The 14815-nt window shown below is 56.1% G+C and carries 13 protein-coding genes; 8 read left to right on the top strand and 5 right to left on the bottom strand.

From position 1 onward, the window contains the following. Positions 1-67: 67 nt before the first annotated feature. Entirely contained in the window at positions 68-607 is a 540-nt protein-coding gene (locus tag M2118_RS08390) for a PH domain-containing protein (protein ID WP_280795497.1), read from the top strand. On the opposite strand, the gene M2118_RS08385 is transcribed toward M2118_RS08390, so the two are convergent. Together M2118_RS08385 and M2118_RS08380 are read right to left on the bottom strand one after the other, a co-directional pair. Continuing rightward, a complete protein-coding gene (locus M2118_RS08385) occupies positions 604-1356 on the bottom strand; it encodes a polyprenol monophosphomannose synthase (RefSeq protein ID WP_280795496.1) in 753 nt (250 codons plus the stop codon). The genes M2118_RS08390 and M2118_RS08385 overlap by 4 nt on opposite strands. Continuing rightward, positions 1353-1829: a GtrA family protein gene (locus tag M2118_RS08380; protein ID WP_280795495.1), complete on the bottom strand. Its 477-nt coding sequence runs from the start codon at positions 1827-1829 to the stop codon at positions 1353-1355. Before M2118_RS08380 ends, M2118_RS08385 begins: the two co-directional genes overlap by 4 nt. Between M2118_RS08380 and M2118_RS08375 the strand changes: the two genes are divergently transcribed. Genes M2118_RS08375 through M2118_RS08365 form a run of 3 tightly spaced genes read left to right on the top strand, consistent with a single transcriptional unit; the run spans position 1828 to position 4908 of the window. Continuing rightward, positions 1828-3012, top strand: a complete 1185-nt coding sequence (locus tag M2118_RS08375) for a 5-(carboxyamino)imidazole ribonucleotide synthase (RefSeq protein WP_280795494.1) — start codon at positions 1828-1830, stop codon at positions 3010-3012. The two genes, M2118_RS08380 and M2118_RS08375, sit on opposite strands and share 2 nt — an antisense overlap. Before the next feature lie 16 nt (positions 3013-3028). Next, on the top strand, positions 3029-3529 hold the full coding sequence (gene purE / locus M2118_RS08370; protein WP_280795493.1) for a 5-(carboxyamino)imidazole ribonucleotide mutase: 501 nt from the start codon (positions 3029-3031) through the stop codon (positions 3527-3529). Next, positions 3526-4908 (top strand): LCP family protein, encoded by a 1383-nt coding sequence (locus tag M2118_RS08365; RefSeq protein ID WP_280795492.1) that lies wholly within the window; start codon positions 3526-3528, stop codon positions 4906-4908. Before purE ends, M2118_RS08365 begins: the two co-directional genes overlap by 4 nt. A gap of 13 nt (positions 4909-4921) precedes the next feature. On the opposite strand, the gene M2118_RS08360 is transcribed toward M2118_RS08365, so the two are convergent. Genes M2118_RS08360 through M2118_RS08350 form a run of 3 tightly spaced genes read right to left on the bottom strand, consistent with a single transcriptional unit; the run spans position 4922 to position 8695 of the window. Then, the gene (locus M2118_RS08360; protein ID WP_280795491.1) at positions 4922-6193 is read right to left on the bottom strand and encodes an O-antigen ligase family protein; all 1272 of its coding nucleotides are present in this window, start codon (positions 6191-6193) and stop codon (positions 4922-4924) included. Positions 6194-6202: 9 nt separating this feature from the next. Continuing rightward, positions 6203-7507, bottom strand: coding sequence for an O-antigen ligase family protein (locus M2118_RS08355; protein WP_280795490.1), 1305 nt, complete (start codon positions 7505-7507; stop codon positions 6203-6205). A 9-nt stretch (positions 7508-7516) separates the two neighbouring features. Further along, entirely contained in the window at positions 7517-8695 is a 1179-nt protein-coding gene (locus M2118_RS08350) for an acyl-CoA dehydrogenase family protein (protein ID WP_280795489.1), read from the bottom strand. Between the two features lie 21 nt (positions 8696-8716). On the opposite strand from M2118_RS08350, the gene manA reads away from it, so the two are divergent. The 4 genes from manA (at position 8717) to M2118_RS08330 (ending at position 14810) form a co-directional block, all read left to right on the top strand. Further along, positions 8717-9877, top strand: coding sequence for a mannose-6-phosphate isomerase, class I (gene manA, locus M2118_RS08345; protein WP_348519961.1), 1161 nt, complete (start codon positions 8717-8719; stop codon positions 9875-9877). A 143-nt stretch (positions 9878-10020) separates the two neighbouring features. Then, on the top strand, positions 10021-10344 hold the full coding sequence (locus M2118_RS08340) for a WhiB family transcriptional regulator (RefSeq protein WP_110232887.1): 324 nt from the start codon (positions 10021-10023) through the stop codon (positions 10342-10344). A gap of 79 nt (positions 10345-10423) precedes the next feature. Further along, positions 10424-13321 (top strand): glycosyltransferase, encoded by a 2898-nt coding sequence (locus M2118_RS08335; RefSeq protein WP_280795487.1) that lies wholly within the window; start codon positions 10424-10426, stop codon positions 13319-13321. After that, positions 13305-14810: a DUF5719 family protein gene (locus M2118_RS08330; protein ID WP_280795486.1), complete on the top strand. Its 1506-nt coding sequence runs from the start codon at positions 13305-13307 to the stop codon at positions 14808-14810. Before M2118_RS08335 ends, M2118_RS08330 begins: the two co-directional genes overlap by 17 nt. Positions 14811-14815: the final 5 nt, after the last annotated feature.

The raw sequence follows: 14815 nt of genomic DNA, 5'->3' as shown, positions 1-14815 counted from the left end.
CTCTGTACCACCCACTACCCAGCGCGTCACCGGGATCAGCCCGGTTCCGCCGACAATAATTGACCTAATGTCTAACCCCACTGTTGCTTATGAGCCTGCGCCCACAGAAGCAGCAGAACCCGTCGTCGTGCGACTTCGTCGCCACGGACGTGTTCTGTTCATGCCCACCATGGCGCTGATCGGTGTTGCAACGGCATGGGGTTTCTTCTCTGAAGGTTTTCCTGAACTCTGGATGAACTTGGTGTTCTGGCTACTCAGCGCACTGCTCCTCATTGTGTTGTGGGTATTCCCGTTGGTGACCTGGTTGGGCAACCGTGTGATCATCACCACCCGCCGCGTGATTATTTATCGCGGAATCTTCACCCGCACCAAGCAAGAGGTTCTCTTTGGTCGCATCCACGATGTGACAGTGCGCCAGAACGCTGTTCAGGCTGTTTTTGGTGCCGGTGATTTACTCCTCAACACCGGTGCAGAAGCTCCCATTCGACTTTTTGATTTACCTAAGGCAAACCTGGTTCTGTCTGCTCTGTCCGAGTTGGTGGATTCTCAAGCACCGCTGTCTGCGCAGCTGCGCCGCGATGACCAGCGCTGGACGAATGAATACTAAGAAGCTCTAGAAGTCTTCTTGCCGAAGCGGCGTTGCCAACCCCACGCGGTCACGCTCTTCATCGCTTCGATCACGATGTTCTTGCTCATCTTGGATTCTCCTGTTTCGCGTTCTTTGAACTCGATGGGCAGCTCCACAACGGTGTAACCTGCATCGAGAACGCGCAAGGTGAGATCAACTTGGAAGCAGTAGCCGTGAGAGTTGACTTGTTCGAGGTGGATTCCGCGCAGTACTTCCGCGCGGAAGGCGCGGAACCCTGCAGTGGAATCTTTGACGTCGATGTTCAAAGCAATGCGGGCATAGGAATTTGCTCCGCGACTGAGGAATAAGCGGTGTGCTGGCCAGTTCACGACCGATCCACCCGCGACCCAGCGAGAACCAATAGCAAGACCTGGGTAGTGAGCACCAGGAACGGTGGGGGCAGAGACCGCACCGATTAGTGCACCGAGACGATTGGCAGGGTGGGAACCATCAGCATCCATCTCGACAATGATTTCGAAGCCATGCTCGAGCGCCCACTCGAAGCCAGCGAGATAGGCATCGCCGAGACCAGTCTTCTCAGCGCGGTGGAGAACGTGAACAAACGGATCAGCACTGGCTAACGCATCCGCTTTGGCGCCAGTGCCATCAGGGCTGCTGTCGTCCACGATCAAAATGTTCGCTTCAGGGACTGCTGCACGAACTGCTTTCACTGCCTCCGGCAGCGTCTCGAGTTCGTTATAGGTCGGAATGATGACGACGGTGCTCATCGCTTCACGTTCCAGACCCACCAGCGATAGAGAGCAAAGCGAACCAGGGTTCCAAGACCCAGACCAATGACGTTGGCAGAAATATTGTCAGCCAACAATGAATCAAAACCGAGAACGTAGTGCGTGAACCAGAGTGTGGCCAAGGTCACGAGCATGCCGGCAACAGAAGCCAGAACAAATTCAACGAGCTCACGAACAACATCAGAACGCTTGTCGCGGCGGAAGGTCCAGTAGCGGTTGCCCAACCAGTTGACCACGATAGCCACCGAGGTGCTGATGAACTTTGCCTGTAGAGGCTCTGACCACCAACCGGTTCCAGAGAGGGAGAGTAGATTAAAGAGAGAAACGTCGACAACTAAGCCGACCAAACCGACCAGTCCAAACTTGACGAAGTAGCCCAACAGGCCTCTTCGCAAGCGAGTAAACAGGCTCGGGGAAGACTCGGTTGCGATTGCTCGCTCCGATGTGGTCATGTTTCTCCCCGTAAGTGCACTCTCAAACCCGTTCAACCACGCGAAAGATGAGCCGTTGACAACTGTAGTTGGCGTTATAGGTGGCGGCCAATTGGCCCGCATGATGGTGCCTCCTGCAATCAATCTAGGCCTAGATATCCGAGTGCTGGCTGAGAACGAAGGTTCCTCCGCACAGATCGCCGCAACCATGGTGGGCGACTACACCGACATTGACACCGTCCTTGCTTTTGCAGCAGGCTGCGACGTCATTACCTTTGACCACGAACACGTCCCGGCACATGTTCTGGCAGAGCTGATCACACGCGGCTACTCGGCCCAGCCAGGTCCTCACGCGCTTGAGTTTGCTCAAGACAAACTCCGCATGCGTGAACGCCTCGGTGAACTCGGTATCCCTGTTCCAGGCTGGACGCAAGCGTCCACTGCAGAGCACGTCACTGACTTCTTGGCTGAGTGGGGTGGCCGTGCCGTGGCGAAGACGGCTCGTGGCGGCTATGACGGTAAAGGTGTTCGTGTCATCACCGCAGTTTCAGATGTGGCGGACTGGCTTGATCTTCTGCAGCCCGGTGAATCACTGCTCTTGGAAGAATTCGTCGAGTTCCGCCGTGAGCTTTCACAGCTCATTGCTCGTCGCCCCAGCGGTGAAATGGCGCTCTGGCCTGTGGTGGAGAGCATCCAAGCAGATGGTGTCTGCAGCGAGGTTATTGCTCCAGCTCCTCACTCGCAGGGCAAGATAGCTGACATGGCTGGCTCCATAGCCACCCAAATTGCAGCGGAGCTTGATGTCACCGGCGTGATGGCTGTGGAACTGTTCGAGACCACCGATGACCGCATCCTGGTCAACGAACTTGCCATGCGTCCTCACAACTCCGGCCACTGGACCCAAGATGGCAGCACCACCAGCCAGTTCGAGCAGCACTTACGTGCTGTGCTCGACCTGCCACTGGGTGCTACAGGGTTGACTGCACCATTTACGGTGATGGTCAACATCTTGGGTGGCCCTGCCTCTGGCGACATGCTTTCTCCTTTCCCCCACGCGATGGCAGATCACCCCACCGTGAAAATCCACACCTATGGCAAAGAACCACGCCCAGGCCGCAAGGTGGGGCACGTCAACGCATCTGGTGATGATCTGCCCGAGGTTGCCTATCAGGCGCGTGGCGCAGCAGGATTCTTTCAGGTCTGAGCCCTAGCCTTGAACAATGGCTGAAACGCACCCACTCGTCGCCGTTGTAATGGGCTCTGACTCTGACTGGACTGTCATGAGTTCGGCCGCCAACGTCTTGAACGACTTTGGCATCCCCTTCGAGGTTGAGGTGCTTTCTGCGCACCGCACGCCAGAGAAAATGATTGCTTTTGGTAAGGCAGCTGCAGGCCGTGGCCTGAAGGTCATCATCGCTGGTGCCGGTGGTGCTGCGCACCTCCCCGGCATGCTCGCGAGTGTGACCCCACTTCCTGTTGTGGGAGTGCCTGTTCCCCTGTCCAAGCTCGATGGCATGGACTCTCTGCTGTCGATCGTGCAGATGCCTGCCGGCGTTCCCGTGGCAACCGTGTCTATCGGCGGTGCCACCAACGCGGCGCTTCTGGCTGTCAAGATTCTTGCCACCAGTAACCCTGAACTACTCAGGGCCGTGGAAGCGTATGCTTCCGGCCTTGCCGACCTGGTCGAAGAAAAGAACAAGGCTCTCAAGTCTCAGTTATGAGTCAAACCAGCCCACTGAGGTATCCCGACACCAGTTCGCAGAAGGTCATGACCACCCGCGCCTGGTGGTTGGTTGTACTCAACTTCGTGCTGCCGGGTTCGGTGCAGGCATTGGCTGGAAACAAGCGCTTGGGCAAATTTGGTCTGGGCGCCACGTTGGTCCTTGTTGGATTCCTGCTTATCACAGGCCTGATCGGACTGCTGTGGCCAACGGCAGTGTTCTTCCTTGCAACCTGGGGTCCTACGTTGTTTGTGGGCCAGATTGCGCTGTTTTTTTACGCCATATTGTGGGCAGTGCTCACTCTGGACACCCTGCGTTTAGTTCGCGTTGTAAAGACGGGTCCTCGTGCCAGGTGGTGGGTTGCTGGCGTCACAGTATTGGCCATGGTCTTCATTTCTGGCGGAGCTGCCTATGCAGCCACATTGACCGGTAGCTTGAACAGCGCATTAGGCAAGATCTTCGTAGCTGGTCCTAGCCAGCCACCGATTGACGGTCAATACAACTTCTTGCTTCTCGGCGGTGACGCAGGAGAAGACCGTGACGGCTTGCGTCCAGACACAGCTCAGGTTGTCAGCGTCAATGCAGATACCGGTGCAGCCACCATTATTGGTATGCCTCGTGACCTGCAGGCCATTCCATTCAATGAAGACTCACCGATGTATTCGGTCTATCCCAACGGGTACACCCAGGAAACCGGTGAATACTGCACCCGCTGGGCCTGCTTGAACACGGTCTATGTTGCCGCAGAGGTTGACCACCCTGATCTCTATCCCAATGCCGCAGCTGAAGGTAGCTCACCCGGTATTGAAGCAATGCGTGATGCAGCTGAAGCGATTACCGGACTGGACATTCAGTACTACGTCCTTATCGACATGCAAGGTTTACAGAACCTCATTGATTCTCTAGGTGGGGTAACAATCAATGTGGAAGAACGCATCGCTATTGCTGAGCCTGAGACGCCGGAAGAAGAAGTCGGTGAGTGGATTGAAATTGGCGAGCAAGCTTTAGACGGCTACCACGCCATGATGTACATGCGCTCACGCTGGTCGGGCACAGGTGACTACGACCGCATGGCTCGTCAGCAGCAGGTTCAAGAAGCTTTGCTTCGTCAGATGAACCCTGCCAACGTTTTGACCAAGTTCCAAGAGATTGCGGCGGCTGGAACGCAGGTTGTGAAAACTGATATTCCTCAGTCGATGCTCGGCTACTTTGTGAACCTTGGTTTGAAAACTAAGGAACTGCCAATTAACCACGTTGAGCTCACTCCCTACTACGAGCCCTTCCCGGTCGACACCGAATACCCTGACTACGCCGGTATTCACGGTTATATCAACTCTGTGATCCACCCACCAGAGCCCACTGAGACTCCTGTTCCGTAAGGAACAGTCAGAGTTAGTCCTTGGTGCGGCGCCAGCTCAGCTCAGCTGAGCTTCGGGCCACAATTAGGACAACAAAGAACCAACCCCACTCAGTGAGGGCAGTGCTTTCTGCAAGCCCTGAGACCAACAGAAGACTCAGCACAAGTGGAGACCAGAGATAGATCTCACTCTTCTTTGACGTGGCCAAGCTCCAGCTACGTGCAAAGGCAAAGCCCAAAAGAATCAGCAACAGGGCTAAGCCCACGATGCCAACCTGAAGCCACGCATCCAGGTAGATGTTGAGTCCAGAGTTGTGAATGTCACCACTGCCGGAATTCATCACCGTGAATGGTTGAGTCTTGCGTGGCCAGAGGCCAACCCAGCCCCAGCCTTCGAGGGGCTTCATCGTGGCCAAGCGAAGTTCTTCGCTCCAGAGGGAGAGGCGATATTGCAGAACTGGTGAAGTACTCAGCGCCTCAAGAATGCTTCCGCGCAATGCCCAGGCAACGATCAAACCCAGACCAGCAGCACTCGCTGCAGCAATTTCGGTTCCTCGACGAACGGCGGGTTCCATCTTGCGCAGGGAAGCTAACAGCACCGCAATCACAGCGACGGCAATTGCGGTTACAAATCCCACGGGGGAGGCGGCTAACAGGACACAGAGCGCAGCTCCCAGAACAGACCAGCCTGCAACCTGCCGGGTCACACTCTTGGTTCGCCATTCAATGAGGAAGGTCACAAGCGCGATAAGTGAGACAAGCATGAAAGCATTACGCGAGCCAAAGACTCCCTGTATTCCTTCGCCAGTAACCAAGTTCCCTCGGATGCCCAGGAATTCAATGGGACCATCAATCAAAACCCCGGCAACAACCTCTAGAGCTAAAGACGCGGCAAGAAATACCCGGAGGACATCACCAATGGCGCGGATGAGCTGAATGGTGTCACGCGTGGACGAGATGGCCAGCGCCAGCACAGCGAAGCTGAGCTGGGATGCGATGCCAACCAAACTGGCCTTGGGGTAATACGACCAGAAATAACTGACTGCACACCACACTAAAAAGACAGCCAGCGAAATAGGCAGAAACGCGTTCCAGCGCACCACGCGTCGGCGGGCAATCACCATCAGAACACACAGCACCAGCTCGGTGACCACGATGGCGGTGAGACCTGCAGTTCCCGTGAGGGAACGCAAAAGGTGTGTGCCCAAGGCAGTAGCGATCGCAAGAATGCTCATGGCCCGAGCAAAGCGGGCATGTGAGAAGAAAGCGTAGGCAGCTTCTGCGACGGTGGCAGTTGTTGGACTCATGGTGAGGGCCTAGTTCAGAGCTTTAGTAATGCGAGTGGGAACCATCACTGTCAGTGACAGAATCACTACGAGTGCCCAGCCAGATTGAACAACCAGCTGGCTTTCAGAAAAGCTCTGGGTCAACAGCGCCACGGTCACGAGTAAAGGCAAGAGCGAACTGGCGCTGTAGGGACGAGTCTCTACGAGGTCCCACTGTGGACGGTCAACGGCTATGAACCAGGAGCGCGAAAGCAACGTAAACATGGCCACAGCGAGAGCAATCACACCAACATAACCGAGCTGCATCCAGACATCCAGCCAGACATTGTGCGCCTGGAGATAGTGCACGCCTGAGCGCACTGCAAGGTTGTTGAAAGGTTCGAGCCAGGGAACCCAAGGGCTTAGCCAACCCCAACCGAAGACAGGGCGTTGTTCAGCAAGAGCAGTCACGGCTGCCCAAATTTCTGTGCGACCGGTCAGGTCAGAACCTTTACCCAGCAGGGAAAGTAACTGCTCACGCGCGACAGAAATCGTTACGATGCCGGCAACTCCTAGCCCCAACATAGTGAGGTAGACAGGGCGGCGCTGTGTGGCCGGACGTGCACGCAACCAGAGTGCGAACAAGGCAACTACAGCGACGGCAAGTAATGCAATGAGGTCTGTGGCTGAACGAGTGAGGCCAATCGTTGCCACAGCAATAACGACCCAGACAATGCCCCAGTTATGCCAGACCGTTTTCTGTGCGAGCTGAATAGAAAACACGATGAGTGCGATGACGGCAATAAATCCCAGTTGGTTCCGGTTGCCGACAACACCTTGGATGGGCCCGCCTTCCATCAAGAGGTTGCGGCTCCACTGGTAGACAGCAGGAACTTTGTCGCCTGAGGTGTCAATAAATACCGGGTAGATGGCGTGACCGACAAACACGCTGACCCACAGTTCAAACAGCAGCGATGCTCCAAGAATCCAGCGCAGTGTCGTGCCGAGGGCGCGGATGAAGTCGTTCCACGGCAGTGTGAGTGCGATACCCACACCCCCAATTGTCACCTCAATAAAGGGCCACAGTGTCAGCGCTGTATTGGCAGGGGAGTATGCCCACGTGACAGAAGCCACAGCAAAGAGCGCGAAGAAAGCTAGCCAGAAGGGAATGCTGCGCCAGTGAATAAGGTGGCGAGCGCGAATAATGACCACGACATAAATCGCAGTGATGAGCACACCCAGCCCCATGAAGATTTCCCAACCAAGAAGGTTGCGAATGGCTTCGCCAGCAAAGAGCATAAACAGCGTGACAACGGCAAGGCCGGTCTTCGCTTTTCTATATTCTTTGGTGGGCATGTATCAAGGCTAGACGAATGCGGCGTGGCCTGTGATGGCCCTACCCACAATGAGGGTGTTCATCTCCCTTGTGCCCTCGTAGCTATAGATTGCCTCGGCATCGGCAAAGAAGCGTGCCACGTCATAGTCGAGCACAATTCCGTTGCCGCCCAAGATCTCTCGACACCACGCAACAGACTCACGCATGCGGGCAGTGGCGACCGCTTTAGCCAGAGCTGCGTGCTCGTCTTTCAGCTTGCCAGCATCCTGCATGCGCGAGGTTTCTAGCACGAGTGAGAGGCTCGAGGTGATGTTGCCCAAGCTCTTGACCAACAGGTCTTGCACCATCTGGTGGGCTGCAATGGGCTTACCGAACTGAATACGTTCCTTGGCATACGCCAGGGCAGCCTCATAGGCGCCAACCGCAATACCTACTGCTGCCCAGGCAACCTCAGCACGGGTGAGGCGGAGCACGGTGGCGGTGTCCGCAAAGCTCTTAGCTTTCTGCAGGCGGTTCGCTTCAGGGATGCGCACATCCGTCAGCGTGATGTCGGCGTTTTGAACAACTCGAAGAGATTGCTTGCGCTCGATCTTGGTGGCGACATAACCCTGAGTGTCGGTTGGAACAATGAAGCCCTTGACCTGACCATCTGCAGTGTCTTTAGCCCAGACCACACAGATATCTGCCCACGTGGCATTACCAATCCAGCGCTTGGAGCCATTGAGAATCCAGTCGTCCCCGTCGCGGGTGGCCGTTGTGCGCAGGCCCTGTGCAGAGTCAGAACCAGAGAGTGGTTCTGTCAGACCAAAGGAGCCCACAATTTCACCGGAGTGCATCTTGGGAAGCCAATATGCACGCTGCTCGTCGGAGCCACAGACGCCGACAGAGCCCATGGCCAAACCGTTCTGCACGCCCACATAGGTAGCAACACTGGCATCAATGCGAGCCAGTTCAAGCGCCACCCAACCACGGAAGACAGCAGTGGTCTCAAATGGCTGTGTTTCAGCCCACGCCATACCGATCAACTTTGTATCAGCTAGGCCCTTGACCAGTGTCTTGGGGAACTCAGCACGGTCCCAGTGATCATTGATCACAGGTTTGATCTCAGTCTCGAGATAGGTACGCAGTTCCATCAACTTGTCGAGTTCAACAGGAGACAGACTCGCCTCAAGGTGGAAGAAGTCGCTTGGCAGGGTCTCAAAGGTCATGTGGATAGGCTAATCCTCGTGATGATTCGTGTCGATAACACCCCGAGAGATTATGCCTGGGGTTCTTTGACCGACATTGCCGAACTCCGAGGAAAAGCACCCTCTGGAAAGCCAGAAGCAGAGCTCTGGCTGGGTACACACCCAGGATCACCCACGCAGATCGTGAATCCTGAAGATGTTGCTGGAGCAGCAACGATTGCGGAGTACCTCGAAGCACGTGGAGAGCAGCCTCTTCCATTTTTGCTCAAGGTACTTGCGGCAGCGCACCCGCTATCTATTCAGGCACACCCGTCACCAGAGCAAGCCGAGGAAGGTTTTGCTCGCGAGAACGCTTTGGGTATTGCCCTTGACGCACCGAACCGCAACTACCGCGACGATGCACACAAGCCAGAACTGATCTATGCCCTCAGTGACACTTTCGAAGCACTCTGTGGTTTCAGAGATGTTGACCACACAATTTCAGAACTAGAAAACTTGGCTGCAGCAAATGCGCAGGCCTGTGCTGCGACCTCCGCGCTCGCCGAATTCACGAGTCAGCTCAGCAGCCGGGGGGATGGTGCCATCCGTTGGGCACTGGACTGGGCACTGACAGGCGAAAACGCAGCTGCACTTGTTGCTGAAATTTCTCTCGCGGGCAAGCTCGTCAAGGATGCACTCCTGGTCGAACTGGCCGAGGACTATCCCGGTGACCCGGGAATTGTGGTTGCACTGCTACTCAACCGAGTGACGCTGACTAAAGGCCAGGCGCTGTATTTGCCTGCCGGGAATATGCACGCCTATATCCGTGGACTCGGTATTGAGCTCATGGCGGCCAGCGACAATGTGCTGCGCGGGGGACTGACCTCCAAGCACGTCGATGTCCCAGAACTACTCTCAGTTGTCAGCGACAAAGTTGTTCCCGTGCCCATCCTTGAACCACGGAATGTTGCTCAGGGCATTGATCTTTTCGTTCCTGATGTGCCGGACTTTGTGCTTGCACACGTCGTCGTCACAGCTGGCATGAGTCAATCTGACTCACTTTCACTGACACGTCACGCAATTGTTACGTGCACGGCAGGAAATGTGACAGTAGAAGGTTCTGACAGCTCTGTCGAGCTTGAACAAGGCCAAAATGCCTTTATTTCCGCGGAAGAACGGTCACTTTCCTTCGCTGGTGAGGGCGAACTCTTCATTGCTCTCTAGGGGATAACCCCTTATTTGTTCGCAAAGTCTCCAGCGCGTCTTCAAAGTTTTCAAATCTCGACTTGACGTAAACGAATGACAACGGTGTAATTACTTAGACACGCCATGGTGGCGTGCGTAAGACACCGGGGTGGGAGTTCTTTATGGCACCGGAATATCGCGCAAGCGTTCCAGAGAATTGGTTTGTAGATCCAGTTCGATTGGGAGTTCCAGGAACCCCTTCTTCTCGCAACATTGATGTTGACGACAACCCCCTCGCATGGCAGGCAGATGCACTCTGTGCACAGACCGACCCCGAGTCCTTCTTCCCTGAAAAGGGTGGCTCCACTCGCGACGCCAAGAAGATTTGCACCTCCTGCGAAGTTCGCAGCGAATGCCTCGAGTACGCCCTCTCTAACGACGAGCGTTTCGGTATCTGGGGTGGCCTGAGCGAGCGCGAACGTCGCAAGCTCCGCCGTCGCGCCTAAGACACAAACTCCCTGAGTTTCCCAGCCACGCCCGCCCAATTGGGCGGGTTTTTGGCTTCTCCTGCCTAGGCTGGCAAGGATGAAAACGAGAGTTACTGCGATCATCGTTGCCCGCCAGGGCGGCGAGCACCTCGCGCGAACCCTCGACGCCCTGTCTAAGCAAACCAGGCGTCCAGATATCGTCCTTGCCGTCGACAATTCATCCAAGAACAACGCAGCTGCGCAGCTGCAAGCATTCGGTGCCAGCCAGGTCTTGACCGGTGGCGGTCGTCTCAGCTTCGGTGAAGCTCTCGACGTGGCCGCCAGGGCATTCCCTGCCGTATCGGGACCTGACGAATTCTTGTGGTTCCTCGCCCAGGACAGTGCCCCAGAACCTACTGCTCTGGCAGAACTAGTTGGTGCGCTCGAAGTCTCTCCTTCGGTAGCGGTCGTTGGTCCTAAGCAAATGGACTGGGAACGCCCCGACTACATCCGTGAATACGGTTTGACCCTGGCACAGGGTGGTCGCACGATTTCTCTCGTCGTGGACGAGCTCGACCAGGCACAACATGACCTCGTTTCTGACGTGATGGGTGTGGGCGCCAACGGCATGCTGGTGCGTCAGCAGGTATGGGAAGAACTCGCAGGTTTTGATCACCACCTCCGCGTTGTTGATGACGCTTTAGATTTCTGTGTTCGGGCACGCCTTGCTGGACACCGCGTTTCTGTGGTTCCCACCGCACGGGTATTGAACGCTGGCGATGGTGTCATTGGTCCTGTTGGAACCGACAGTTACCGTGCGCGTAAGAAGCGTGCTCGTCAGTATCGCTCCGCGGAGCTGTATCGCCGCTTGGTCTATTCCAACGGTGGAGCTTTGTTCTGGCATTGGCTCGGGCTCTTGCCTTCGGCCGTCCTGCGCTCAATGGGTCAACTCCTTGCCAAACGTCCAGGTGCGGTCTCGGGTGAATTCCGTGCTGCTTTGTCCGCAGCGTTCTCTGGTGGATCAGTAGGGCGTGCACGCAAGCTTCTGAAATCAACCCGAGTGGCATCGTGGGGCTCGCTTGCCTCACTTCGTGTCACCCGTGCTGATGTTCGTCGCCGTGAGTCCCTCGCACGCGAAGCTATACAGTTGCGCGTGCATGGTGAAAAGAAACCATTGCACTTCTTCTCCTCTGGTGGCGCCTGGGTCACGTTGATTTTGGCCTTCCTTTCTGTCGGTGGATTCTCTACCTTGGTGGGTGCCAATGCCATTGCCGGTGGTGCACTTCTCCCACTGGGAACTTCGGTTTCTGAACTGTGGTCACAGGCCCTGTGGGGTTGGCGTGAAGGGGCCTTTAGTGTCGTTGGTCCTGCTGACGGATTTGCTGGCGTCGTGGCAGTTCTCGGAACACTGACGTTCTGGCAGCCCAGCTTCTCACTCGTCATGTTGTGGTTCTTGGCCATGCCATTGGCAGGACTTGGTGCGTGGTTGCTGGCAGCGCGTCTGACCCAACGCTCCGGTATTCGTGCCTTCATTGGTTTGGGTTATGGACTTAGCCCTGCATTGCTCGGAGCACTCACTGAGGGTCGTCCCGCAGCCGTCATTGCTCACATCCTTCTTCCCTTCCTCTTCTTCGCAGGTATTCGTGCTGCACGATCCTGGTCTGCCTCAGCAACAACCGCGCTGCTGTTCGCTGCGATTGTTGCCTGTGCTCCGTCTCTGACGCCAGCGCTTCTGGTGATGTGGATCGGCACGCTGCTCCTGACCGGACGCTACGTCCCCCGCTTCCTCGCCATACCCATCCCCGCACTCGCGCTTGTTGCACCCATTGTGATCATTCAGGTCTTTGGCCTGAACCTCTTTGGTCTCGCAGCGGATCCTGGTCCAGCCGTCGACAGCGCGGTCGCTCCACACTGGCAGCTTGCTTTGGGATTCCCCACAGAAGGTCTCGGCGGTTGGCCGCAAGCTGCAGGATTCTTACCCTGGGCTAATCCTGTCGCCAGTGTCTGGGTTGCAATCCTTGTTGGTGTTCTTGTTGCTTTGGCCTTTGTTGGTTTGTTTTCGCAATACCCCATACGAGCTCAACTGGCTGTTTTGGTTATGGTGCTGGGCATTGTCACCGCAGTCTTTGCCTCGGGTCTCTTCGTCTCGTTCAACGGTGGTGAACCAGTTGCAGTGTGGCCAGGTAACGGACTCAGTTTGGCGTGGCTAGGTCTCATGGTTGCCGCTGGAACCGGCGCATCCATCTTGCGTCGCTTCTCCTTCTATCCCGCGGTTGCCGGCATTGCAGCTGTGACCTTGCTGGCATTGCCTGCGCTGGCCGCTTCTAGCTTGGGAAACTCGAAGGTTGTTCCCGGAAATGGCCAGACCCTTCCTGCCTATGTCGTTGCACAGGCTGCTATTGATCCTCAGGTTGGAACCCTCGTTCTAACCCCACAACCAGATGGTGGGCTTGGTGCTGTCCTGGTTCGTGGAACAGGAATGACGCTGGAAGCCACGTCCACATTCGTCACCACCGGTGCTGGCTTTGCTCCTGAGGAGAAGATCCTCGCTGACACCGTGAGTAACTTAGCTTCCGTCAGCGGTAATGACTCAACCGAAGAACTCACTTCGCTTGGTGTTGCTTTCGTTGTACTCACCCCCTCGCTTGCTGAAGTCGGCGAGAAGGTTTCTCCTCAAGCGCAGAACATGTCAGCGCGCGTGAAGGCCACACTGGATGCCAATGCAGGTGTGGAAATCGTGGGAAAGACCGATGCAGGTTTGCTTTGGCGTTTCCCTGGCTATGACGCAGCTTCCATAGTCCCACTGCAGTCGGCAATGCCTCTTGAGCCCTGGCGCATCATGTTTGCGTCCGTACAGGCACTTGTGATCATTCTCACCTTGCTCTTGGCCATCCCCACCGGAGCTGTCATGCCTGACGCTCGCCCTAAGCGTTACCTCCCCGGCCTCATCGAAAGCGATGACGAACTGGCAAACATCGACCCTCTGGCAGGTGATCAAGATGTCGAAAACAACTAAAGCTCTGCGTGCAGGTGTGACAGGTGTCACCGGCATCGTCAGCGCAGCTGCTGTGGCGCTGGGCATCGCTGCGCTGGTGACATTGCCACTCCCCGAATATGTCGGTACGGCTCCTGCTCTGAGCATTGCCCCCGTTCCTGCAGTGCAGCAGCGTGTGTGTCCTGGGCCTCTGGTTGAAGTCTCCCCACAATCAACCGAAGACATTTCCTTCTACTCAACCGGTCAGGCTCAATACTCGGAAGAATCCAGCGAGAAGAACTTCGATACCTCCTGGCTAGATGCGCTCGATAACCAGAACGACTCCCTTTCCGCAGCTCCCAAGGTGATCTCTGTTCCACCAACCTCTGATTCAGAGGCTGCCCCACTGCTGGCGGGCAACCAGGTGGAGCAGGCTGCAACTGAGGCCCTTTCGGGCCTGGCAGCTGCTGCCTGCACCGAGCCTGCAAATGATTTGTGGCTCGTGGGTGGCTCCACTGAAATTGGTCGTACCACGTTGGTGACGCTGGCTAACCCCACGGACGTGACATCAACCGTCACTATCGAAGTGTTCTCCGAGAAGGGCTACATCGACGCAGTTTCTTCCGAAGGCATCATTGTGATGCCCGGTGAACAGCGCATTGTGTCCCTGGCTGGATATGCGCCAGATGCGATTGCCCCGGTTGTTCGCGTGATGAGCAACGGTGGTCAGGTTCTAGCGAACCTGCAGCAATCCGTCACTCGCACGCTGATGCCCTCTGGCGTTGAGTGGGTAGCACCCGGCTCAGGCTTGGCAACACAGCAAATCATTCCAGGCGTCTTTGTTGCAGGTCAGGCAGAACATGATCGTTCTGAAGTCGGCAACGTGGTCAGTGACCTCGAGCCTGCTATTCGCGTTTTGATTCCTGGCGAGAAGGACAGCAAGGTCAATGTGACCCTGCTCTCAAGCACTGGCAAGACGGTTGAGTTCAACGCCACCCTCAAGGCCAAGAAAGTTACTCAGCTTCCTCTTGCGGGAGTCAAGGACGGTACCTACACCGTCATCCTGACCGCTCAAGAGCCACTTGTTGCCGGCATCCGCACCATTCAAGGTGCTGATTCAGCAACGGCAGTTCCCACTGCACCTGTTGACCCCGCGGCACCAGTTGCCCCTGTTGCACCTGGTGCAGCTGAAACAGGCGGGGACTTCACCTGGTTGAGCTCAGCTAGTTTCTTGACTGACCAGATCTTGATTCCTGTTCCAGCCGGCCCTGCGCCCACAGTGACTTTCTATAACCCTGCCAACAGAACAGCCGAGGTAACCCTCTCTGCTCAAGGAAAGAAGGACATCACACTCAAGGTGAAGGCTGGAGAAATGGTCACCACGCCACTTGTTGCAGATGCCAAATACACCGCAAAGGGTGTTGAAGGTCTGGTGGGTGGTTTGACTTTCACCGGTTCTGGAATCGGTTCTGCAATTGCGTTGAACCCAGCCAACGTGTTGGGCTCCAGCATTACTGTTTACCCGCGCTAAAAAGC

It is taken from the genome of Aurantimicrobium minutum (assembly GCF_029892845.1).
Classification (GTDB): Bacteria; Actinomycetota; Actinomycetes; order Actinomycetales; family Microbacteriaceae; genus Aurantimicrobium; species Aurantimicrobium minutum_B.
The sequence above is the reverse complement of the archived record's forward strand: the minus strand, read 5'-3'. Positions and strand labels throughout refer to the sequence as shown.